Annotated in this window: 18 protein-coding genes and 1 pseudogene; 8 read left to right on the forward strand and 11 right to left on the reverse strand. The window is 66.0% G+C overall.

What is annotated here, in order from left to right; all coding sequences use genetic code 11:
* Positions 1-525 precede the first annotated feature (525 nt).
* Together OG462_RS42995 and OG462_RS43000 are read right to left on the reverse strand one after the other, a co-directional pair.
* Entirely contained in the window at positions 526-2,343 is a 1,818-nt protein-coding gene (locus OG462_RS42995) for a S8 family serine peptidase (RefSeq protein WP_406053918.1), read from the reverse strand.
* Between the two features lie 169 nt (positions 2,344-2,512).
* Positions 2,513-3,061, reverse strand: a complete 549-nt coding sequence (locus OG462_RS43000; protein WP_406053916.1) for a hypothetical protein — start codon at positions 3,059-3,061, stop codon at positions 2,513-2,515.
* Positions 3,062-4,098: 1,037 nt separating this feature from the next.
* Here OG462_RS43000 and OG462_RS43005 point away from each other — a divergent pair.
* The 6 genes from OG462_RS43005 to OG462_RS43030 all read left to right on the forward strand — a co-directional run bounded on the left by OG462_RS43005 (position 4,099) and on the right by OG462_RS43030 (position 8,901).
* Complete coding sequence (locus OG462_RS43005) at positions 4,099-4,935, forward strand: ABC transporter ATP-binding protein (RefSeq protein ID WP_406053914.1); 837 nt, start codon at positions 4,099-4,101, stop codon at positions 4,933-4,935.
* 161 nt (positions 4,936-5,096) lie between these two features.
* On the forward strand, positions 5,097-5,807 hold the full coding sequence (locus OG462_RS43010; protein WP_406066308.1) for an ABC transporter permease: 711 nt from the start codon (positions 5,097-5,099) through the stop codon (positions 5,805-5,807).
* A complete protein-coding gene (locus OG462_RS43015; protein WP_406053912.1) occupies positions 5,807-6,907 on the forward strand; it encodes an ABC transporter substrate-binding protein in 1,101 nt (366 codons plus the stop codon). The genes OG462_RS43010 and OG462_RS43015 overlap by 1 nt, the downstream gene beginning before the upstream one ends.
* 41 nt (positions 6,908-6,948) lie before the next feature.
* The gene (locus OG462_RS43020) at positions 6,949-7,791 is read left to right on the forward strand and encodes a class I SAM-dependent methyltransferase (protein WP_406053910.1); all 843 of its coding nucleotides are present in this window, start codon (positions 6,949-6,951) and stop codon (positions 7,789-7,791) included.
* A 240-nt stretch (positions 7,792-8,031) separates the two neighbouring features.
* Positions 8,032-8,418: a hypothetical protein gene (locus tag OG462_RS43025; protein ID WP_406053908.1), complete on the forward strand. Its 387-nt coding sequence runs from the start codon at positions 8,032-8,034 to the stop codon at positions 8,416-8,418.
* 270 nt (positions 8,419-8,688) lie between these two features.
* Complete coding sequence (locus tag OG462_RS43030; protein ID WP_406053906.1) at positions 8,689-8,901, forward strand: hypothetical protein; 213 nt, start codon at positions 8,689-8,691, stop codon at positions 8,899-8,901.
* A 384-nt stretch (positions 8,902-9,285) separates the two neighbouring features.
* Here OG462_RS43030 and tnpA read toward each other — a convergent pair whose 3' ends face one another.
* Positions 9,286-9,714, reverse strand: a complete 429-nt coding sequence (tnpA, locus tag OG462_RS43035; RefSeq protein WP_406053904.1) for an IS200/IS605 family transposase — start codon at positions 9,712-9,714, stop codon at positions 9,286-9,288.
* A gap of 52 nt (positions 9,715-9,766) precedes the next feature.
* Here tnpA and OG462_RS43040 point away from each other — a divergent pair, with 52 nt between their 5' ends.
* Entirely contained in the window at positions 9,767-10,981 is a 1,215-nt protein-coding gene (locus OG462_RS43040) for an RNA-guided endonuclease InsQ/TnpB family protein (RefSeq protein WP_406053902.1), read from the forward strand.
* Between the two features lie 761 nt (positions 10,982-11,742).
* Here OG462_RS43040 and OG462_RS43045 read toward each other — a convergent pair.
* The 6 genes from OG462_RS43045 to OG462_RS43070 all read right to left on the reverse strand — a co-directional run bounded on the left by OG462_RS43045 (position 11,743) and on the right by OG462_RS43070 (position 19,513).
* Entirely contained in the window at positions 11,743-12,132 is a 390-nt protein-coding gene (locus OG462_RS43045) for a hypothetical protein (protein ID WP_406053900.1), read from the reverse strand.
* A 1,484-nt stretch (positions 12,133-13,616) separates the two neighbouring features.
* Positions 13,617-14,663 (reverse strand): LLM class flavin-dependent oxidoreductase, encoded by a 1,047-nt coding sequence (locus OG462_RS43050; RefSeq protein WP_406053898.1) that lies wholly within the window; start codon positions 14,661-14,663, stop codon positions 13,617-13,619.
* Positions 14,664-14,906: 243 nt separating this feature from the next.
* Positions 14,907-16,718 carry an aminotransferase class III-fold pyridoxal phosphate-dependent enzyme gene (locus tag OG462_RS43055; protein WP_406053896.1) on the reverse strand — a complete coding sequence of 604 codons (1,812 nt, stop codon included), beginning with the start codon at positions 16,716-16,718 and terminating at the stop codon, positions 14,907-14,909.
* Positions 16,719-16,873: 155 nt separating this feature from the next.
* Complete coding sequence (locus tag OG462_RS43060; RefSeq protein ID WP_406053894.1) at positions 16,874-17,146, reverse strand: 2Fe-2S iron-sulfur cluster-binding protein; 273 nt, start codon at positions 17,144-17,146, stop codon at positions 16,874-16,876.
* Between the two features lies 1 nt (position 17,147).
* Positions 17,148-18,437 (reverse strand): hypothetical protein, encoded by a 1,290-nt coding sequence (locus tag OG462_RS43065; protein ID WP_406053892.1) that lies wholly within the window; start codon positions 18,435-18,437, stop codon positions 17,148-17,150.
* A 644-nt stretch (positions 18,438-19,081) separates the two neighbouring features.
* Positions 19,082-19,513, reverse strand: coding sequence for a GNAT family N-acetyltransferase (locus tag OG462_RS43070; protein ID WP_406053891.1), 432 nt, complete (start codon positions 19,511-19,513; stop codon positions 19,082-19,084).
* Between the two features lie 762 nt (positions 19,514-20,275).
* Between OG462_RS43070 and OG462_RS43075 the strand changes: the two genes are divergently transcribed.
* Positions 20,276-20,512 carry a hypothetical protein gene (locus OG462_RS43075; protein WP_406053889.1) on the forward strand — a complete coding sequence of 79 codons (237 nt, stop codon included), beginning with the start codon at positions 20,276-20,278 and terminating at the stop codon, positions 20,510-20,512.
* 1,020 nt (positions 20,513-21,532) lie between these two features.
* Here OG462_RS43075 and ddaH read toward each other — a convergent pair.
* Complete coding sequence (gene ddaH / locus OG462_RS43080; RefSeq protein ID WP_406053887.1) at positions 21,533-22,366, reverse strand: dimethylargininase; 834 nt, start codon at positions 22,364-22,366, stop codon at positions 21,533-21,535.
* A gap of 265 nt (positions 22,367-22,631) precedes the next feature.
* Positions 22,632-22,969: pseudogene (locus OG462_RS43085) on the reverse strand (transposase); the annotation flags it as partial.
* Between the last annotated feature and the right edge of the window lie 76 nt (positions 22,970-23,045).

The following is a 23,045-nucleotide window of genomic DNA, read 5'->3' on the forward strand; positions in this document are numbered from 1 at the left end:
TACGGGACCGTCACCGCACCCCCCTTACTCCGTCGAGGAGGCCGAGATCGAAGTCCGGCTGTCGTGCGGGACGGTACGCGACCCACGGGATTTCTGATGCCCAGAGCGCAGCCGGCTTGGGCTGACCGGCTGCACGCCTGTGTCGCATCCCTGTACCGGGCTCCGACGCCTTGAGCTCCATGTGCCGGGTTGCGCGACCCCCCAGTGGCTGTGCTCATGAGAACCGACAGCAGGTGCCTCGTGCTACCTCGAGGTCGGCGAGCTCCGTGGGGTTGATGAGCAGGGCCTCCGGGTCGCTTTCCCGAAGGGCTGCTCGCCGACTCGGCCAGCACGATCTCGGCCGCCCGAGGGCCCCCAGGCGGCGCAGAGTCCCGAAACCCACATGTCCCGCCAGGAGGCAGGAGAGACACCTGCCAGGAGGCTCGGCGCCGAGGCGGTGAGCCCCTGGCAGGACCGGTCCGGGTCCGTTCCCGGCGCTGCGGCTGTGATGGGTGCGCCGGGAACGGAGCATGGGGTTAGCGAGTGTTAGGTGCGGAGGTAGGGGCCGCCGGCCGCGGCGTACATCGGGTGGGTGCCGTGTTCCGGCTGCCAGAGCGCCGGTGTGCCCAGCGCGGTGGGGGCGTCGGCGATTCCCGCGCCCAGGCGGGTGGGGTCGGTGCCGGGCAGGGGGCGGCATGCGATGCGCAGGAGGGCGAGGAGGTGGCCGGCGCGGGCGGGGGTGCGGGGGATGGCCTGGGTGCGCAGGTGGTCGTGGTGGGCGAGCAGGAGGGCGGCCAGTCCGGTGACGTGGGCGGCGGCGATCGCGGTGCCGTCGGCGGGGGTGTAACCGTCGCCGAGTGCGGTGGTGATGATGGCGGTGCCGGGTGCGACCAGGTCCACATCGGGCCCGGCGGGGGTGAAGGGGGCGGGGTAGAAGCCGGGCCACGGCGGCCGGGTGGCCTCGAGAGGGCTTCGGGCGGGGTAGGCGCCGGTGTGGGCGATCGCCCCGACGCTCAGAACGCCCGGCAGGTCGGCGGGGTGGGTGACCGGTCCCGCGGTGTCGCCGGCCGGGGCGATGACCGTGATGCCGGCGGCGTGCGCGTCCATGAGTTTCCACGCCACCAGCTGGGACGGGACGGTGTAGGCAAGGCTGATCTGGGCGATGTCGATGTCGTGGGCGATGCAGTAGTCCACAGCCTGCAGCAGGTCGCTTACACGTCCGCCGGGGAACAGCTTCAGAGCGTGCAGCTCAGCCTCTGCGGCGATCCCGGTGATACCGCTGTGGTTGTCGGCTGCCGCGATCACGCCGGCGCACCAGGTGCCGTGTCCGGTGGCGTCGCTCTGCCACGCCCCGTCCGGGCCGGTGAAATCACGCCCCGCCTGGACCGTGTCTTTGAGATCGGGGTGGGAGGTGTTCACGCCGGAGTCCAGCAGGGCGATCTTGATGCCGTGGCCGCGGTAGGTGGGCGGGAGCTGGTGCAGCCGCATCGCCTGGATTCCCCAGCCGGTCACCGCACGCCCGGGAAACCCTTCGAACGTCTCCGCCAGTGCCTGCACCTCGACGGTGATCTCCCCACTGCCGCCGGTGGGGCAAGGACGGTCGATGCGCAGCGGCCAATAGCCACTGACCGGGCGGACATACAGCGACTGGAGGGTGGCAGGAGTATCCGCGGAAAGACGCAGGCTCACCCGCCCGTCGCGGCCGGTCACCCCGTGCGCCGACGCCGCACCGACCGCCCACACATGCGCGCCGGTCAGCACATCGCCATCGCTGCCCGTGACCAGCACCCGGATGTGCTCGGGCTCCTCAAGCGGCACCGCCAGCATGGGATCCAGCAGCGGTACGGCGCTCACACTGCCCAGCACCGGGATAGGGGCGTAGGAGAGGGGCTGGTCGATCTCGACGACGACCTGCGGGTTCGCCGCCAGAGCGCGGGCCCGCTCATCCGGCATCGCCACCACCGCCACCGGCGGGCACGCCGGGTGAGGCTCGGCGATCGCGCCCAGACCATGCGAACGCGAGGGACGCACCTGCGCTACCGGCTCCACATCGGGGTCCTCCTCCAGCAGCGCGAACAGCGCAGAGGCCTCGATCGGCGGCACCCCGACAGCCAGCAGCCCCACCGGCCGCGGCGCCACCAGATACCGCCCCCACCCCAGCCGCACATCCTGCGCCCGGCTCTGCGGCGCGGCCGGCTCACGCCGCTCCTCGCTCCGCCCGCCGGCCGGCGGGCCTGCGGCCCGGGAAGGTGTCCCCATCCCGCTCTGCACACCGCCGGGCTTCACACCCTTGCCGCCATTACCCGGCCTCGCACCGCTCGTGCCGTTGCCCGGCTTCACGCCACTGCCGTCCTGCTCACTCATCAGCCAACCGCCGTCTCACCTGTTGTGTCCCGAAGAGGTCGCTGGCGGGAGCAAAGGACCCACGCCTCCGCTCCCGCCCACCGCCCAGACCTCACAGGCCCGGCACGGCGCGCATCCGGCCGGGCAGCGTGGCACCCTCTACGAGGGTGCCACGCTGCCCGGCCCGGTCTCACATGCCCGGCTGCTGCCCGAACTGCCCCTGGCCGAACGAACCCTGCCCCATGCCCTGGAACTGCCCGAACTGGCCCCGCGTCTGCTGCTCCCACGGCTGCTGCCCGAACTGCCCCTGACCGGACTGGTCGTACGGGCTCGACTGCCCCTGACCGCCGATCTGACCCAGGGCCATGTGCATGATGGGTGCGATCCGCCGGGCGCACTCGCTCAGCACCTGACCGAACACGTGCGGCGGGATCTGCCCCTGCGACTGGATCCCCATCAGGATCTGCGGGTCCATCCGCAGCTGCTCCACCACCGCCGACACCGCACTCGCCGCACACTTCAGCGACAGCTCTGTCATCAGCAGATACATCTGCTGCTGCCCCTGCTGCCCCTGCTGCCCCTGCTGACCGAACTGCCCCGGCCTCTGCTGGCCCAGATCCTGGCCCTGCCCCATCCAGGGCTGCTGCTGAGCGAAGGGGGCCTGGCTGAACTGCTGGCCGTAGCCGTACGGCTGCTGCGTCTGCGGCTGGCCGATCTGCTGAGAGGTGTAGACGGACATGCGGGACTCCTCCTTGAGTTCCGGCGGAAGAAACGGCGGATCCTGAACCCGGCCCACCGCACCCGCAGCAAACCACCAACCGACCAAGAACACATTCCGGGACATACGCCCATCAGGAGTAGCTCGCCAATGTCCGCCCCGGACCGGAAGGGAACGGCCACCATCCCTGTAGCAGGGCCTCGCATGAGATCACCGGCACAGGACGCACGCACCCCCGGTCGGAGAACGGCGAAGGGGGCGGCCCGACACACATGACATACCCCGGTAGGCCGGAAGGGCCTGCCGGGCTCCGCATCAGGGCGGGCGGGGCCGTGAGGCGTGTGTGAAGCGGCGATGGTGCCCAGTGGAGTGGCACCCGAGTGTGTGCGGGCGCCGTGGGCGCCGCTGAGAGTGCCCACGATGCCGATACCGCGGCCCGTGCTCGGCATCCGCGCAAGAGCCCGTCCCACGCGCCCTCCTGCGCGGCGGGGCCGCTATCGGCGCCCCACACCCGCCCCCGGCCGCCCCACTGAAGGTGCGGATGCGGCGCGAGCGGCGGCTCGGCATGCGCAACTGTGTTGGTGACCCGCTCGGAAACGGCGGGCAGCACCGCACCGCCGTCCGTATGTCACGTCCGATGCAGCCTGCGCAGCGTGACGGGCGGAACGGACGGCTGAGGCCGGCGCTCCACGACCCCGGGTGCGGATCGACACGTTCAGAAACAGCAGGCCTGGGTGCGGAACACCTCAGCCGAGCAGCCGGAGACCGGGATTTGAGTAGTCACTACTCAATACCGGCAGCCAAGGTTCGTTTCCTTGGCCAAGGTTGGGCGGAACCGAACAATTCTGCTGCCGACGGGACCTGAAATGACGGATATTGATGGCGTGACAGAACCTCGCAATCTGGTCAGCGCCCCGGGATTGCTGACGAGCGGGCTCTCGGTTACCGTCTGAACTGTCCAGGCCTTCCCAGGACTCTTCGAGGAAGGTGCTGCGCTGCTTCCGCATCCTGAATGCGCCGAGGCCGGCACCCCTCAGTGAACGAGATGGTGCGCCGAGATGTTCGATCAACCCGCCGGAAGTCAGGCAGACGGACTCAGAGTCACGGGTCCAAGGGTCGCCATCAGGGATGTCAGCAGAACGTTTTTGAGCAGCGGCCGCGAAGTCAAGGCCCTGGGCCCGGTGAGCCTTGATATCGATGACGGTGCATTCATCTGTGTTGTCGGCCCGTCGGGATGCGGGAAGTCCACCCTGCTACGGATACTGGCAGGGCTTATTCGACCGACATCTGGTTCCGTGGAGATCAGGAAAGAGGGGGCCGGGACTCTTCTGTCCATGGTGTTCCAGGATCACAATGCCTTTCCATGGAAAACGGTTCGGCAGAACATTCGATTCGGCCTTGACATTATGTCTCCTCGGCCGTCCAAGAGCGATAGAAATCAGCGCGTGGACGAGCTGCTGCGCAGACTTGGCATAGCAGATTTTGCGGATGCCTATCCGGCGACACTGTCGGGCGGGATGAGGCAGAGAGTTGCCATCGGTCAAGCTCTTGCCGTCGATCCTGAAGTGCTCCTCATGGATGAGCCATTCGCCTCGCTCGATGCACAGCTTCGGCTCAATATGCAACTTGAGCTGGTGAGGCTTTGGGAGAATGACAGGCGGACTGTCATATTCGTCACCCACAGCCTTGATGAAGCTATTTTTCTCGGCGATCGGGTGATAGTTCTCGGCCCCAGGCCCGGCGTTGTCTGTGATGCCATAGAAATTCCTTTCCCGAGGCCTCGGCACTTCTCTATTCGATCGCATCAGGAATTTGGTGCGATCGAAGCGCAGATCTGGCGGACTCTTCAGGAAGCAGGGGGAACTCTGGTCCCGCCGCTTCCCGCGGACGGATGAACAGGAGCTGCCTTGTGTTGCAGGGAAGAGGAGACCCGGCACGAGGCCGGGAGACGGAACTGATCACCATCCGGCCAGGGGACATGGAGCGGAATCCTCGCAGATATCTCAGATTCCGCCGGATCACCGAGTTCTCCTGTGCCGTGGGATTGCCGTGCGTGATGCTTCTGGTGTGGCAGGCGATGTCCTCTGCAGGACATATAGATGGGGACTTCCTTCCGGCGCCGATTGATATTGCGCGTACGGGGCTCGGAATGATGGGCGACGGAATGCTCTACGACGCAGTGCTCTACAGCATGACAAATACAGGAATAGGTTTCACTATCGGGGCGGCAGGGGGAGCGCTGACTGGTCTGGCTGTGGCGTTGACCCGGCTGGTCCGGGTTGCCACCGGCCCGCTCATCTACGCGCTGTGGACAGTTCCGAAGATCGCGCTGCTTCCCCTCTTCCTCATCATCTTCGGGTTTGGTGCCGCCCCACAGATCTGTCTCATCGCAACGAGTACCTACTTCCTCGTGCTGATCCCGACCATTGCCGCAGTGGCTTCCATCCCCAGTTCCTACCGTCAGGCCGCACTGTGCCTGGGTGCCAACCGGCGTCAAATGGTGAGACATGTGCTGCTTCCGGCAGCCCTTCCCCAGATATTCATTGCACTGAGGCTGGCCAGTGGTGCCGCCGTTCTCGTCATGGTTGCCGCAGAGTTCACGCAAGGTGATCAAGGAGTGGGCTTCCTGATCTGGAATTCTTGGTCTCTGCTCCTGACGGAACGCATGTATGTGGGAATCGTTACTGTATCCATCCTAGGTGTCGTTTTTACGCAATTGGTCGTCATGCTGGGCAGACGCCTCACCCCCTGGAACGAGGAGCGCTGATGAACCGGAACACCCAGATCTGCTCGGGGACTCTGCTTGTGGCACTGGCTTTCCCGCTGGTGTCCTGTACCGGGTCACCCGAAAGCAAGGACGCGGCTGCGCAGCCAAAGTCACAGCCGGCGCCGGCCGTCACCGAAGACGGCGGTGCGCCTGCTCCCGAGCCTCTGGCGAAGAACACAAAGGTCACCATCGCGATGGCAGCTCTTGCCGAGAATTTTGCCGGTGTTCTGCTCGCAGACCAGATGGGCGAGTTCAAGAAGGAGAACCTGGATGTGTCCGTTCAGGTGCTGCCCACGACTGAAACCCTGACATCGATGGCCCAAGGCCGTATCCAATTCCAGCCCAGCGGTCTGACCGCTGCCACTCTCAACGGAATCTCGAGCGGTGACACGTATCGTGTCGTGGGCTTCATGTATGACACGATCGGCGAAATCAAGGAAGGGATCTGGATCGGCAACAAGTACTTCGACGCAAATGGAAAGGTCGACCCTGAGAAAGTCCGGGGCATGAAGCTCGTACTCGGCCCTATCGGTATTGGACAGTCAACTGCCGGGTCCGCCAGTAAATGGCTGCAGAGCATCGGCCTGAGTCTCGAAGACGTTCAGATCGTTAACATGAGCCCGCCCGACACCGTCGTTGCCATGAAGCAAGGGGCCGTCGACGGAGCCTACCTCCTCGGACCTTTCTGGCAGCAGGTCGAAGCATCGGGAAAATCGCGCTATGTGACCGGCACAAGAGGAAACGTCGCGTCATACATGATGCCCACGCGCTTCATGGAGGAGAAGCCTGAGGTGGCTGAGGCGATCATGCGAGCCGTCCTCCGTACACACCGAACGTACCTGGACGGCGACTACCACAAGGATCCTGAAGTGGTGAAGGCCCTCTCGAAGGCGATGAAGGTTCCCTCGGACGTCTTTACCAAGACCGAGACGCCCTTCAAGTTCACCAGCGACTTCCAGTCCGCCTTTGCCGAGAAGGCAACCCTGGACCTGCAGGGCGTATGGCTGAACGCCGGAGGAGTGCTCTCCTACAAAGAACCCCTTCCGCCCGAGCGGATTGTGGACCTCAATCTGGCCCGAAAGGTTGCAGGTGAGCAGTAGGTGAATCTGGCCTGCCGCATCCGATGTGCCGAGGAGGAGCCGTGAGCCGCCAAGAACCGGCGAGAGAGCGGGAACTGAAGGGCTATGCATACGAAGGGAGCGATGACGCACTTTTCCTCAGGATGTTCAGCGGTCTGGAAGCGTACTGCGACCCCATCACCGGCAACTTCATCGACGAGCTGCCTCTGCCCGGCGGGGCTGCCTGCCTGGAACTGGGGGCAGGCGGGGGCTCCATGGTCAGGCGGCTGGCCGCGCGGGTGGGTCCCACGGGACAGGTCGTCGCCGTCGACCGGGATCCCCGGTTCGTTACTCCTGCACCGAACGTGCGCATCGTCCGGCACGACCTGCAGCTGGGCCTCCCAGAGAGCTGCCGTGGCCCGTACAGCCTGATCCACGCACGTCTCACCCTGTCCCACCTGCCCAACCGCAGGCAGTTGCTTGGCGAGCTTGTCGATGCCCTGGCGCCCGGGGGATGGCTAGTGGTCGGAGAATTCAGCCAACGGCCGCTACGTGTGCTGAACAGCCCGTCCGAAGACGATTCGGCCCTCTTCGGGCGGCTCATGCACAGGTTCACAGAGATCGTGATGGACCATGCAGACATCGAAGACGACTGGGCGCACAAGGTCTACGCGGCGATGTATGCCAGCGGGCTGGAACGACTCCGGATGACAGACCACGCAGAGAACTGGACCGGAGGGAGCCCGGGTGCGGAACTGAACTGGGTGGCTGTCAATCTGGTTCGGGACAGAATGATCGCCGCCGGCGTCACCGAAGACGAAATGCGCCGGTTCCGCCAGTTCACAGCCGATCTCCGGGCCGCCTCACTCTCCTGGGAGTTCGTCTGTGTCAGAGGCCGGAAGCCTGCCGGGCTCGAGAACAGCTGAAGCCGGAAGCATGGCCCTGCATGTTTCTCATGCCCGGGAGCCTCAGTGCCGGCGTGGCACGGTGTGCTCCGGCACCGGGGAGTCTCCCCGGCAGCGGGTCATGCCTGGCTGCCGGGGAGACTCCTGGTGATGGCGAGGAGCTGCGGCTCCGCCCGGCGGCCGCCAGGGCGTAGAAGACAAGCCCGGTTCACATCTGATCGGGCGATCGCCCATCCGGCCTGACGGAGTGAGCACAGATCCATGACGGCTGCACGATGGAGCGGCCTCGCGCCACTGAACCGGCAAGTGCGTGACGCCGTCGGCGTACTTCGTGTTCACGCGATCGGTGAAGTCACGGCCAGCCAGACCCTGTGCCTCTGCCACGGCCTGGGCCGCGACGGTGGCCCGGCGCCAGCCGCGCTCGCGCTGACGGACTCTCTCGATTCCGAGGATCCGCATGATTCCTGCGACGCGTTCGTGGTCTATCCGCATCCCCTCGTCGCGAAGTTCGGCGCTGATTCCAGGGCACCGCAGATGCCGTCGGAGTCCTGGCGGACCGCGGGTATCCGGGCCGCGGTGCGGCGCGCCGGTGGTAGAAGCCCGAGCCCCCAGCAACGAGCACAACGCGTGACGCCGAATCGGCGCTGATGAACGTCAACGAACTGGCAGCGGATCATCAGCAGGCCTCCCCTGAGAAATACAGGGCAGCCGTGCGGAGGCCGTGCGGAGCGAGCGCCGGAACGGTGCCCGTCAGCAGCTCGGAACCGGTCTTCCCCAGCGCCTCCTGACGCGGTGGCCTTCGGCCGCCTGGTGCAGGCGCTGGTGTCCGGCTGCGGATACGAACGCGCTGCCGACGAGCACTGCTTGGCCACGAGGCTACGGTGCCGCCGGGGACAAGTGGATCCCGGGCCCCGCGTCGTGAAGAACCTGCTGCTGGTCCTGTCCGCCTACGGTCCCATGACCGGCCTCGACCCGGATCACCTCGTCGAGGACGGATGCGTCACCAAAGCGCTCTCCAGCGTGAACGTGCTGAAGATCGCGTGTGGTGGTGCGCCCCGGACCGTGCCGGCGGGACCCGAAGCCGCTTGGCAGATCCGGGGCTTGTACCGGTGGAAACCCTGCGCCTTGTGACCTGGGCGAAGAAAGTCCTGGTCTTGCCGACACACTCACGTATTTTCGGTGAAACCAGATTAATAGGTTCTAGAGTGCTGATGAACCTGGCCCGGAAAGCGCAAACGGGTCTGGGCCTGGCTGGCTCCTGTTCCCGGACGTACAGGAGCCAGCCACGAGGGCACGCGCTGCGGAGCATGCCCTCGCAGGGTCACACTCCGGGGCAACGCGCCAACGCCCGGGCAGACATTGCCAGGTTGAACGGGACCTTGCCCACGGGGGTCATCGTCTGGCGCCCCATCCCTTGATCTTCGCAGGGAATCCCGGCCTTCAGGCCGGGCGGGAATCCGATCCTCGGCCCGGAGGCGCGAAGCGCCGGAGTTCTCTGCGCCTCCGGGGTGACGGTCAGGTCGGCCGCTTCTGGTTCTCGATGTACTCCCGGACGATGCTCAGGGGCGGCCCGCCGCATGAGCCCACGAAGTACGAGGGAGCCCAGAAGACCGAGCCCATGCCGATGCGGTTGATCCGGCCGGTGTACTCGGCGCGTAGGTAGCGGGAGCTGACGCCCTTGAGGCTGTTGACCAGCTTGGACAGGGCAACTTTCGGCGGGTAGTGCACCAGCGGGTGCACGTGGTCGCCCTCGCCGTTGAACTCCCTCAGCTCGGCCTCGAACTTCTCGCAGACGTCCCGCATGATCGCTTCGCAGCGGGTCAGCATGTCGTCGTCGAAGACCTCACGCCGGTACTTGGTGACGAACACCAAATGGGCATGGAGGTTGTAGACGACGTGGTTTCCCCTGCGAATATCGGGGTCAGGTTCCCAGCGTGGTGACATCCGCCAAATGTATGGTGATCGAGCGAACCGGCGTGGGAGGGGGATGGGTCGGGTGATCCGTGCGTACAAGTTCCTCCTGCGGCCCACCGTGGGCCAGCAGGTCGCGCTCGGCGAGATGCTGCGGGATCACTGCTCCCTCTACAACGGGGCGCTCCAGGAACGCCGCGGCGCCTGGCGGCACGTTTCGAAGACGAGCGTCACATACGGGCGGCAGTCCGCGCAGCTCAGGGAGATCCGGGCGTTCGATCCGGAGCGTCAGGGCCGCTGGTCGTTCTCCAGCCAGCAGGCCACCTTGCGCCGGTTAGACAAGGCGTTCGCGGCGTTCTTCCGCCGGGTCAAGGCCGGCGACACCCCGGGCTACCCGCGCTTCCGGGGGGTGAACTGGTTCGACACGGTGGACTTTCCCAAGGACGGTGACGGCTGCCGCTGGGATGCCGCCCCGCACGCCCCCGCCACCCGCGTCCGCTTCCAGGGCGTCGGGCACGTCAAGGTCCACCAGCACCGGCCGGTGGCCGGCAAGGTCAAGACCGTGTCCGTCAAGCGTGAGGGCAAGCGCTGGTACGTGATCCTGACCGCCGAGCAGGCCGCCCCCGAGCCGCTGCCCCAGACCGGGTCCGTGGCCGGCATCGACATGGGCATCGCCCATTTCCTCGCCGACTCGGGCGGCGGGTTCGTTCCCGACCCGCGTCACGGGCGGAAGGCCGCCGCGAAACTGGAGGCCGCGCAGCGGGCCCTCGCCCGGTTCCCCCGCGTGCGCCGGGACAGGCGCACCGGAAATCACCAGCGGGCCGTTCGGAAGGTTGCCGATCTGCATCGCAGGGTCCGCCGTCAGCGGCTCGACCACGCGCACAAGACCGCCTTGGACCTGGTCCGCGCACACGACGTCATCGCGCACGAAGATCTCAGGATCCGCAACATGGTCAAGGCCCCCGCGCCGAGGTCCGACCCCGAACAGCCGGGCGGCTTTCTGCCCAACGGGGCCGCCGCGAAGGCCGGGCTGAACCGTTCGATCTCGGATGCCGGATGGGGGGTGTTCCTGACGATCCTCACCGCCAAGGCTGAAAGCGCCGGCCGGGAAGTGATCGCCGTGGACCCCCGCAACACCTCCCGGACCTGCCCCGCATGCGGGCACGTCGCCAAGGAGAACCGGCCCACCCAGGAGAAGTTCCACTGCGTCGCCTGCGGCCACACCGCGCACGCGGACACGGTGGGAGCGATCAATGTTCTACGGGCCGGGCTGGTCCGTCGCGAAGCCCCACCGGCATAGCGAGAAGCCCCCTCATTCATGAGGGGGAGGAGTCACCTCATGGCCTGTCCCTCCACCTTGACGGCAGCCGCTGGGTGGATTCATTGGTGGTGGACAGTGATTGTTCATCGGGCGGTGTCAGTCGGACCGGCACTCGGCGGTCATGCCGTTTCCGGCCCGAGCACAGATGCGGTGGCGTGCGGGCCGACCGAGTCGGATGCGTGGCGGACTTCTGGGCGCGGTGCGTGCCGACTCGCAGCCGCAGCGCCCGACGACGGTCACTGCTCTGGGCGGGCGGCTGCCGCACGCTGCGCGTGGTGACGGCGCATCCGTACGACCCGGGTGCGGGACCCGTTGGGCGGACAGGCACAGGTTCTGCCCCCGGCGCTCTCGACACGGCGCCGGGACCATGAAGGCACCCGCGTGCCAGGGTCTGAAGTGCGGGTCCGTTCCCGGCGCTGCGGCTGCGGTGGGGTGCACCGGCCGGGGAGGCTGGCAGCGGGGCCGCAGGCGCGGCTCTCGGGCGCTGGAGGGCGTCAGGTTCTGCGAGGGAGTCTCGTCGAGTTTACCGGGGACAGGTTGCGCGGGCAGTTTGTCCGGTGCGGAGGGCCGTTGTGTGACGCGGCCCGGCTCGTCGGCCGTGGGCGTGTTGGGGTGCGCGGAGGCGGTGTGGCGGTGTTCGGCGGCCGGGCTGGTGACGTCGTGCTTGCGGGCGGCAGGTGGGCTCGGGGGTCGGTTCTGGTCTCCCGGGGCAAGTGGTACCGGCCGGGGTGGGTGGGTTGTCAGGGTGCGTGGGGTGTGGTGTGGGCCAGGGGGCCGGGGCTGCCGTAGAAGGCGGCGTGCAGGGCGGCGGCCAGTTCACGGGCCCGGGGCTCGCTGTCGATGTCGTGGAGCACGTAGTAGACAGGGCCGGCGAAGGAGTCGGAGCGGATCTCCCGGGCACGGATCAAGCGCGTGACGGCCTCGTGGACGGTGTCGTGCATCGCCGGGTCAAGGGTGTGTTGCGGAGCGGTGAGTGTGTCGGCCTTGACCGTCCACCGCGGGCCGTGATGCTCGACCGCGATGAACACTGCCTGCTGCTCCTGCGCGGCCCGGTAGGCGGCGTTGAAGGTGTCGGGGTCTGTTGCGTCCGGGATCAGGCCGGCGGGGCAGGGGATCGGCAGCGGCTGCATCGGATCATTCTTCCAGGCGGAGGGGAAACCACTGTGTTGACGTGGTGCGTGTCTTTGGGGGTGTGGGCGCGTTGAGGTGTGTGACGCGTGCACTGGTCGGGGCGCCCCACGCCCGGACCCGCGCGGTCGGCGGCCCCGGTTCTACGCCTCAGCGCCGGGGCCGCCCCACAGATCCGCGGTTCCCTTTCCCGGATCATGCGACCGGCCATCCTGGTTTTTCCTCCGGACCGGGACTCCGCGCCACCAGCCAGCGACGGCAAACGCTGCTGCTGAACGTGAGCGAAGCCGGTGCTGGTTTGCAGGAGCTGGTCCGCTCGCATGGCTCCGTCGGCTTCATACGGGACGACACAGTCTTCGCGGCGCGTTTGGGTGTGGTGTCTTCCCAGGTTGCAGGGCGGGTGTCAGGCTGCGTCAAGGTCGGCCCAGTGGTCGATCAGTCCGTCGGGATGACCAGTAGCGTGTCGTAGACGCGGTCCTCGTCCAGCCCCCAGGACTCCAGCACGGGCCGGGCAGCCTGTCCTGCAGTGCGGTACGAAGCCCCTGCCGCCACGGACGGTTTCCCGGGGCAGGTCCTGCCCGCGAAGCAGGAGCGGCCTGTCGCGCGGTCCGGGAAGGGAGCCGCGGATCTGCGGAGCGGCCCCGGCGGAGGTGTGGTACCGGGGCCGCAGGTCCGGGCGCGGGGTGCCCGAACCGGTACATGCGTCACACAGCTCAACGCGCCCGCGGCCCCGGGGAAACGCATCACGTCAACACGGTGGCGCTTCCTTCGCCTGGAAGGTGGCCAGCTGGTGCGTGGCAGTGCGGTCCCGGCCCGGCCCGCGGTTGCGCACGCAGGCGGATGTGCTCGCCCATGCCCGGGCCGAAGGGATCGAGCTGCGGCCGGACGCCACCGCGGTCCAGCTCCGTCGACCCTTGGCCGGTCGCAGCGGACGCCGCGCGTGCGTCTCGGGCAGGAAGTCCACCGTCGCCGACGACCGGGGCCGCACCCTTGTGGGCCGACGCCTTGCGGCCTGGGCGGATGAATGACGCCGCCGCCCGCAACGAAGGCATCGGTGTCTGCCTCCGGCGCTTCCCGACGCGGAAGTCCTCCTGGGCGACGGATCCCCCGAGCTCCGACGCGATCACCCTCCCCGGCTGTGACCCGCTCGGGAAGGGAAACAGAATCAGCAAGCAGCCCGCCAGAGGTCCTCCAAGCCGCATACGAGCCCGAGACCACCACTGATCCAAGCGCATCACCGTCGAACACTCCCGCGCCGGCTACGAACGCCGACCCATTGGGCCAACCGACGGGCCACCTCACCAGCCGCCTCTCGAGCCATCGCCAGCCTCGTCTCCGGCCACAACAACACCAGCCGGCGAACCTGCAGCGCTCAGGCTCCAGATCAATCATCCACCAGCTCGTAAGCGCAACTCGGCAGCGACCACCGCGCGCTCAGCACCTTCAGGCCTCACGCCCGCTCCACGGCGGCTGAGGTGGAGCCGGGTCAGCTGGAGAACGCTTCGTCCGCGAAGGCGGGCACGACCTCTTGAGCGAACAAGTGCAGCGAGTGCAGGGCCTGCTGCTGTGAGAGGCTGCCCCAGGCGAACGCGCAGATGACGTAGTTGCAGCCGCTCACTTCCAGCAGCTCTGCAACCTGCTCTCGCACGCGTGCCGGTGTGCCGAACAGGATGGTCTCGTTCTGCACCGCGCCATCCCACCCGAAGACCTGCTCCATGCTGGGATCGTTGTGGGAGTGCCACAGCTTGTTGAGGGAGCCGAACCAGTTGTCGTAGGCGACATGCGTGACGGCCCGCGCTTCGGCTTCGGTGTCGGCGACGAACACGTGGCGAAGGATCCCTGCTTTGGGCTGGGTCACGTGACCATTGAGACGGTTGCGGTCCTGGAGGCTGGATTTCCAGTTCTGCCAGTAGGCGTCTGTCAGCTGGCGGACGAACCCTGCCGGTCCGAGGCCTACGAAATTGAAGCCGTTCACGGCCGCGTACTCGATGCTCTCAGGGTTGTGCGTCGGGTACCACAGCGGAGGGTACGGCTGCTGCAGGGGCTCCAGTTCCATGGGGACGTCATGGAACCGGTAGTGCTCGCCCTCGAAGGAGAGACGCGAGTGCGTCAGGCCGGACGTCAGCAGGGCAAGTACCTCGTTGAAGAGCGCACGTGTCTCGCCGGTGTCCACACCGTAGTACCCGAGCTCGTAGGGCGAGGCACCGCGGCCGACACCGAGTTCCAGCCGGCCGCCCGAGAGGTGGTCCAGCATGCAGACTTCCTCGATGAGCCGGAGGGGGTTGTAGAGGGGCAGCACGTAGGCGAGCGGGCCGAGGCGAATCTGGCGTGTCCGCTGGGCCGCCGCCGCGAGGAACAGGGCTGGCGACGGCGCCATGCCAAGAGGTGTCGCATGATGCTCGGCGAGGTGATAGGCGTAGAACCCCGCCGAGTCAGCGGCCTCCAGCAGCCGCAGGCGCTCGGCATAGAGCCGGTGCGGAGGCAAGTCGGCACGGTCCAGCCAGTCAAACAGGCCGAAATCAATGTGATTCATCCTTGTGTCCTTTACTCGCTTGCGGCCCAGCGCATGCCGGTGTGAGCGGGGGAAGGAGACGTTGTCGGCGGGTGGGACGGGGTATGCACTCGTCCCTGGCTGGCTGGGCATCGGGACGGTGTTCCGCGCGGTTTCTGCCTCCGGCCGATGTCCTGCGGCAAGTGTTTCGCGCCAGGTGCGTCGGCCGGCAGGCCGGCATGAATGCAGGTGGCGCGGTGGAGACTGTGCTGGCCGCTCACCCCTCTATCCGGGAAGCAGGCCGAGCTGGGTGAGGAAGGTGACGTTGTCCCAGTACAGGCGCTGGCTGTGGATCAGGCCGCCGGAGTACTGCAGGATTTCCACGAACGTGAACTTGAACGCCCTGTCGGTCGGAGGGACGGTACCGTCCGGGCTGACGAGCGGGCCGGTGTGGGTGCCGGAGTACATGCCCTCGATGATGACGGTGTCACCGTCTTCGAAGGTGTGCAGGGCCTCGATGCGGGCGTCCGGGGCGGCTGTGTGGAAGACCTCCTGGAACATGCGGACCGCTCCAGCGCCTTTGAGCTCGCCGTTGGGGGTAGTCGACTCGACGTCCGGGGCGTAGTGAGCCATCACTGCATCGATGTCCCCGGAGTTGATGGCGGTGTAGTGGTCTGAAGCGAGTTCCTTCAGATGGCTCATGGTGTCTTCCTCTCCAGTGTTTGGTTCCGGCTGGGTACTGACAGGCGCACGGGCGGGGACCGCGGTGGCGGTGTCCGTCACAAGCCGGGGGATCCGTTCGGCGATATACGGACGCAGGCTCTGCAGCGTCCTGTGCATCGCGTCCAGGAACACATCGATGTGCCGGTCAGTCATAGGCGTGGACAGGGTGAACAGGCCACGCCGCGAGAGGTGGATCCCCCTGTTGAGCAGTTCGAGGTGGACCAGCTCGGGGAGTTCAGCCAGGTCCGTCTGCAGGGCCTGGACGTCGCGGGCGTTACGCAGCGGGCCTTCGCCCCAGTGCAGGTGTGCCTGCGAGCCGATGCCCGTCACCTGCATCGTGATGCCGGCGTCACGTGCGACTTGAGGAAGCTCACTGATCAGGCGTTCACCCAGGCCGTTCAGCCGGGCCACTGTCTGGGGACCGAACATTTCCAGAGCGGTCGCGCCGACATTCAAGGCCAGACCGTTTCCGACGAAGGCTCCCGCGTGATACAGAGGCGCCGGCCGGGTCGGGTCAAACTGTTCCATGATCTCCGCTCGCCCGCCGAGCACGCCCAGGGGGACACCGCCACCGACGATCTTGCAGACGGTGGTGAGATCAGGCCTGAGGTCGTAGCGCTCCTGCAGCGGACCAAGCCGGAAGGTGGAGCACTCGTCGAGGATCATCAGCACACCGAAATGACGGGTGAGAGCGCGCAAGCCGTGCAGGTAATGGACATCGGCCGGAATACAGCCGGCGGCTCCCATCATGGGTTCGACGATGATCGCTGCGATCCGGTCGGCGTGCGTGGCCAGGACCTGCGCCGCCTGATCCAGATCGTTGTAGCGGACCAGGAACACTTCCGCCCCCGTGCTCGGCGGAACCCCGCGAGGCACCTGAACAGGAGGAAACTCCCCGGGCAGGCCCGGCTGAGGGATCAGGGGGCCAGGCATGCCTGCGAACATGTTGAGCGCGGCATCGTTGTAGACACCGTGGTACCCGCCGTCGATCTTGATGATCGCATGCTTACCGGTAAAGGCGCGCGCGGCACGCAGCGCGAGCATGGTCGCCTCGGTGCCGGAGTTGGTATAGCGGACGAGATCGACTGAGGTGATGCGCTCGCACATGATCCGGGCGTGGCGCTGCTGCGCCTCCACGGGAGCGCCAAGCGCGGTCCCCTGGGCGAACTGCTCCGTGGCGGCGGCCGTGAGAGCCGGGTGGGCATGCCCGTGGACCATCGAGCCCATGTTGTTGATGAAGTCCAGGTACGTGTTGCCGTCTACGTCGGTGAGTGTGCAGCCGGCGCCATGGGACATGAACGTCGGATACGGCGTGAAGTGATTGATGGTCCGGGTGTCCCCGCCGGGGAGCCAGCACTTGGCATCCTCGTGCATGAGGCGAGACTTCTCGGTCCTCTCGCGATATGTGCTGCGAATGTTGTCGGCGACAGCTGACGATTCTTTGATCACTTTACTCGCCTCCCGTGCGCGCGAGAGGCGCTGCACGACAGCAGGGACGCGCACCCGGCACGGGCGCGGGCGGGCACTGTTCAGACGTAGCGCAGGTGGACGTCGCCGAAGGCGATGCACTGGCAGGCGAGCCGCCAGTCGGGTTCGGCGTCGACGACCTTGAGGATCCCTTCCTCGCGGACGGTGGGCGCGCGCAGATTGGCGGATCCGGATACCACCTGGACCAGGCATGTACCACAGCGGCCGGCCCGGCAGCCGAAGACGATGGGGAGGTTGTGCTCGGTGCTGACGTTGAGAAGCGGCGAACCCGCGGGGACATGCACCTGCTGGGTTCCGACCCGGATTGTCACCATGTCAGTGCCTCCGCTCTTCCTGTTCTGACAGTCCGACGGCTTCGGTGTCCCTCACCAGGGCACCCGTCTCGCTCATGAAGTCGCGGTAGTTGCGTTCCGACGAAACAAAGGCACGGCCGGTGGTCGTCGCGCCCCGGAGTGTCTGCCCAGCCGTGTACCGGTGAAGTGTGCGATGAACGGTGTACATGTCCACACAGGACTGGTACGCCTCAGTCAGCTCGGTGTGTTGCCGCTGCTGCACCCACGAGCGCAGTCCCGGAGTGTGGTCATGGATTGAACGGAAGAATTCCTTCCACCGGCCCGGGACGAAACGCAGTCCGTTCGCGCGGGCGCTCGCGGCCCCTGGATGGGAATAGTCGACCTGGAAGAGCGAGTCCAGCATCAGCATGAACGGCAACTGGTAGCCCGATGCCGCCCCGTTGAGGTCGTCGTTCACCCAGCCGCCGGTGAGCTGGATCTTGCGGAACTCCACCGGGTCCACCTTCGGTACGAGATGCCTCACGCAGAAGTAGACGTTGCGCAGTGTGTCGTGAACACATCGCAAGGCGAATGCCCCCAGCTCGGCATCGTCCGCAGCAGCGCACTCCAGCGCCAGGGCTCCCCAGCCGTAGATGGGTATGCCGAAGGACTCGACGGCGAAGAAGGCGCGGTAGAAGTTGAGTTCAGACTGGTTGACCCCGTTGAGCCAGAAATAGGGCCTGATCCGGTTCAAGTCGGCGAGTTCACGGTAGGACACCCGATCGCCGTCCGAAAGACCGTCGACCTGCCATGCACGCATCGTCATGATCAGCTGATTGAACCGGGGCAGGATCCCCGACGACTCAGACAAGGCGGTGAGCAGGACATCGAAGCACGGCGGCATCACGCTCGGACCGCTCGCCGCCTCAAGAACCGGACTGCCCTGGCGCCACATGTGATTCAGGTAGATCAGCGGAACCATCAACAGCTCCTGCTCCGGCAGGGGCAGGGAGATCGCAGACTGGATGAGGCTGACCAGAGTTCCGGCACGGTGGGCCAGCGCGTCGTTCTCTGCCTCCACCCACTTGCGGAACTCCTGCGCGTCCTCTTGGGAGTACAAGGTGCTCGCCGACTGGCACAGCGAGGCCAGCGCCGACAGAGGTTCGGGAAATTGGTAGTCAGGACACCTTGGCGGCATGAACCCCGTCTGCGTGGATGCAAGCGCACCTACGGCATCCAGGGGACTGAGGGCAGCACAGTCCAGGGGCTCGCCGTAGTCGAATTCCAGCCGGCTGCCCGGCAGGGCGAGCAGCGGAACGTCCCACAGTGCCACCCCGTAAGTCCTCGGACCGAGCACAGGGGTGCGAATCGACGGTGACGAAAGGCTGGCAGGCGGCAGGTCTGAGGACAGTGGCCGCGGAAACGCCAGCAGCTTGGCCCGCCGCCTCGCCCACTCGGAAGAAGTAAGCAGAGGCCTGGCAAGGTAGGACTGGCTGGTCACGAGCGGTCACCACCCGACTGTCATACAGGAGCTTGTGAACCCATATACACCTTTCCCCCGATTCTCCGGCGCTGTGTGAGTCTGGCGTGAGTAAGTACTACTCAGACTCGCCATGCCTTGTGTGTCTCGCATGGAGGTTGGCAAGGGACCACAGGACCGGCATACCGGCTGGGGTGCGCACGGGGTATCCGTAGGCCCGAGAAGAATCGGGAATGGCCGGCGCGGTTTCTGTATCCGGCTCAGTCGGCCAGGTCTCCAGCATCGCCTGGGCGACGGCGAGGCAGGTGAGCCCGGAGCCGGCCAGTCGGGGAGGGGTTTCAGCCACTGGGTGTCCGTGGGATCGTCGTCGATCTTCACGTGCAGTGAGGTAGCAGGGTGTCTGGGGCATTCGTCACAGAACGATCTTTGGTTTTCTGTCCGGATCGCAGGGCCGCCCGTGCGGTGAGGGCACCCGGCAGCCAGCACGGCTCCGGCCTTTACTGTGCGCCGAGCGTCATCCACTTCTCCGGCTTCTCGAGGGATACGAAGCCCGCCCTGGCGTAGATCGCGTGCGCGTCTGCGGTGGCCAGCAGAACACGGCGCAGCCCGTAGGGCGCGAGATGTTCGCAGACGGCGGCAACCAGTGCATGCCCCAGGCCCTTCCCCCGGCTGCCGCGAGCGATATAGACGTCGCACAGCCATGCGAACGTGGCCCGGTCCGTGACCACCCGGGCGTAGCCGAGCTGAACGCCGGTGACACTGTCATAGACCCCGAAGTTCAACGAGTTGGCCATGGCTGCATCCTGCTTCTCCCGGGACCGCCCCAGGGCCCAGTACGAATCTGCGGAAAGCCACTGGTGGATGACTGCACGGTCGAGACGAGCCGGGTCGCTGGATATGGTGAAGTTGGCCGGGAGATCAGTGGTCATGGCAGCATATAAGCAGACCCGGAGGCCCCGAGGCTATCCGATAGCCCATTGACGTATCGACACGCCGGATCGTGATCACTTCGGAATTGCTCGTCTAGATCACGTGCCGTTTTCGCCGGGGTGGCACCGGTATCCAGGAATGCTTTCACGACCTCGGTCCGCAATGCGGGGGCATGCTCAGGGACTTGCTCGACGGCACCGCACCGACCTGAAGACCGACGAGGTCACCCGCCAGACCGTCCGCGCCGTCACCGGCACGACGTCGTCCGAGGCGTAACCGCAGTTGATCGCGCGTATCTCCAGTGCAGCGGGGCATCGCGTCGGGGCGCCACGTTCACCGAAGCCTCGAAGATCCGGACAGGCGTGGACCATAGAACATGGTTACCCTTCGCAACTTCGCGATCAACCTCCGCGACGAAGGCCCCCGGCATCGCCGCCGGACTCCGGGAAGTCTCCCTGTATGCCCGTCACCCGCCCACTGGACCTCCTCGGGCCAACAACCCCTGACCTGCAACGCCACATGATCAACCCGGCTATGAATCAGCCCTTGGCCCAGGTCTCTTAAGCATGAATTGCTCTTTCGCAGGCGCCCGATTTGGGGGACTGTCATTCAGGTCGCCTGTCCAGCATTCAAGGGTGCGAGGCCGGCGGTCGGGTCTGGGGCCTGCCCTCCGAGGTCTCGGCTCCGACGGTGGATGACTTGAAAATATTCGACCTTTTGAGGGCCAAATGAACCTATCCCGAACCAGTCCCGTCAAATCTGTGATCTTCCTCTCGGGAGTCGCCCTGGCTGGAATGTCCTTCTTCTCTGTTTTCTCGGCTCAGGCCATGTTGGACGCGGTATCTCTCAGCGCTGTTGCAACATCCGGCTCCACGGCTCCTATCGTCCCCGATTTCAGCGTTCTGGTGAACGGGGGAGCCGACAACGGCCGGGACGCCGCCAGTGGGTCCGTCGGAAAGCTTTCATACGACGACATCACCATCAAGACCGGTATGTAGTTCGATCCGAACGGTAAGTTTCCCGTCAGTCCAGAAGAAACTGCCGAGTACCCGATCCCTCTGTACGGGGTTCTTTTCGATCATGAAGATGGCCCTGCTCGGTGGCCTGAGGCCTGCGACGGCATCAGGTCTTCACCGAGGCAGGGCCATTGGGCTGGAACGTCACGGCAGGGCTGGGCTCCGATCGGCTTGTCGGGCAGGTGGCACCGGTTCGTCGAGAGCTTGTGGACGATCAGGGCTCGCCGGTGGCGGCGGGACAGATGTGGGCGCCGGGGCTGTGCAGGCCGGTCGTGGTGGTGTTGTTCCTGCTGCGGCAGAACCCGACTCAGGAGGCCGCCGAGGAGCTGTTCGGCATCGGTCGGGCCGCCGTCTGCAGGCGGTGGACAACCTTGCTGCCGGTGGGGGAAGGTCCTGACCTGCCGTGTTCCCGACTCCGCCGAAGCGCCTGCCGGTCGGAACGTCCTGGTGGACAGCACTCTGGTCACGACATGAGACTGCCAAGGAGTGGGCACTCGGCTGTGTCTTCGGCAAGCACTGTGCCACCGGCTCCGACCTCCAGGCCGTCGCTCTCGGGGACCTCCTCGCGGTCTCTATAGGGTGCCTAGCCCCCGTCACAACATGCACGCCTGGCACCGGTCCTCCTCCCTCCCCCTCGAAGTCTTCGCCGAACGCGAGGGCATCGGACATCTGGGTCACCTCGGCTCCGGCCTCATCGCACCAAGGCACAGACCACCTGGCGGGGAACGATCCGCAGGAAACGAAGCAGTCGGCGGCCCGGCCGGCACACTCCGAGCCGCCGTCGAACGGGCCCTTGCACGCCTGAAGGGGTGGAAGATCTTCTCCATCCGCCACCGCGGGCCCTGCACCCAGTTCCCCGGCATTGTCAAGACCGTTCCCGCCCTCGCCTTCCACAAAACAGGCTTGAAACCCCGCGAACAGGCCCTCCGGTCTAGGCTTGGGTCAGCCGGACGGACGGAGGTGTCTCTAGCCCGATTCCGGGCCGGGCGACGGAGTTACTCATCAGCGGATCTCCTGGGTACAGCACTTGATACCTCCGCCGGCCTTGCGGAATTCCGACAGGTCGATGGGGACGGGTACGAAGCCGCGGTCGGCAAGCTGACCGGTCAGGTCGCGGGCTTGGGGAGCGATGAAGACATGGCGGCCGTCGGAGACAGAGTTGAGGCCGAAGGCCACGGCGTCGCCTTCTGTGGCGATCAGCGCGTCTGGGTAGATGTGGCGGAGAACTTTACAGCTGTCCCGCGAGAAGGCCGACGGGTAGTAGACGATGTTCCCATCGCTGTCACCGGTCTCCTCGCCGAGAAAAAAAAGTGCGGTGTCAAGGTGGTAGAAGCGGGGATCCACCAGCTGGAGACTGATCACCGGCTTGCCGAACAAATCCTGTGCCTCGCGGTGAGCGGACCGCTGTGTGCGGAACCCCGTTCCTGCCAGTATGATCTGGCCGGCTGCGACGAAGTCACCTTCGCCTTCGCACACCGCGTGCGGACGGTGGACGTCAAATCCCGCTGCCTTGAACCACGTTTCGTAAGCGTTGGACTCTGGTCGCCGCTCGGGTGCGTGGAAGAAGGATCCGAAGACTTTCCCGTCCACGACGAAGGCCGCGTTGGCCGCAAACACCATGTCCGGTAGATCTTCCACCGGAGCCACGGTCTCGACCGTATGTCCATGGTCGCGGTAGGCCTGGGCCAGGGTCTGCCACTGCGCGTGTGCCAGAGCGATGTCGACTGGGGCGCCGGCATTCATCCACGGGTTGATGGCATAGCGGACCTCGAAGAAGCGGGGCTCGCACATAAGATAGCGACGGCCTGGGATGTCAGGATCACAGCTTACGGACATAGAGACGTTCCTCCACCTCTGCGGTGGTCAGGGGAGTGCTCCCACTACAGGAGGGTGCGGTAGACCGGAAAGAATGAAAGGCTGAGTGCACCAAGCCCGTCCCGTCCGGCATGCCGTTCATGCACGCTCACGGCAAAGGTTTCCGCAAACCTCCATCTCCAGCAAGATTCACGCGGGCGGACATAGTACATATCTTCCGGCAGGCAATCTACTCATGACTGAGTAGATTGTGCTCACCTTCGCCAGGGAGAACGCCGCTTTCCGGAGAAGTGGGCAATGCCCTTCGGGGGCTGTCGCTCAGCCCGGTCCCGGGGCAGCGGTGTCGTGCGGAATCTCGTGCAGTCGGCCCCACACGCCTGCCCTGGACCAGATCAGGAACCGGCCAGGCGATGAGCAGTCGACTTCAATACCCCGAAGCACGGCGGCAGAGCCCGTCAGGCGCAACCGGAAACCAGCACGTAGATGTTCGCGGCGAACAGCGTCTCATCGGGCGTGTCCTTGCGTTCCGCCGCCCTGCAGCCGCACTTTCGACGGCGGGATCAACGGCTTCGCGATCTCCCACAGCCCGTCCGGAACAGTCCCACTCCATGTACCCCGCCCCATGCAGGACCCAACGATCGCCTCACCACATAGGACACGGTCATATACCCAATTGTTTTCAGGCGCGGTCTGCTGGTTG

Source organism: Streptomyces sp. NBC_01077 (assembly GCF_045162855.1).
Classification (GTDB): Bacteria; Actinomycetota; Actinomycetes; order Streptomycetales; family Streptomycetaceae; genus Streptomyces.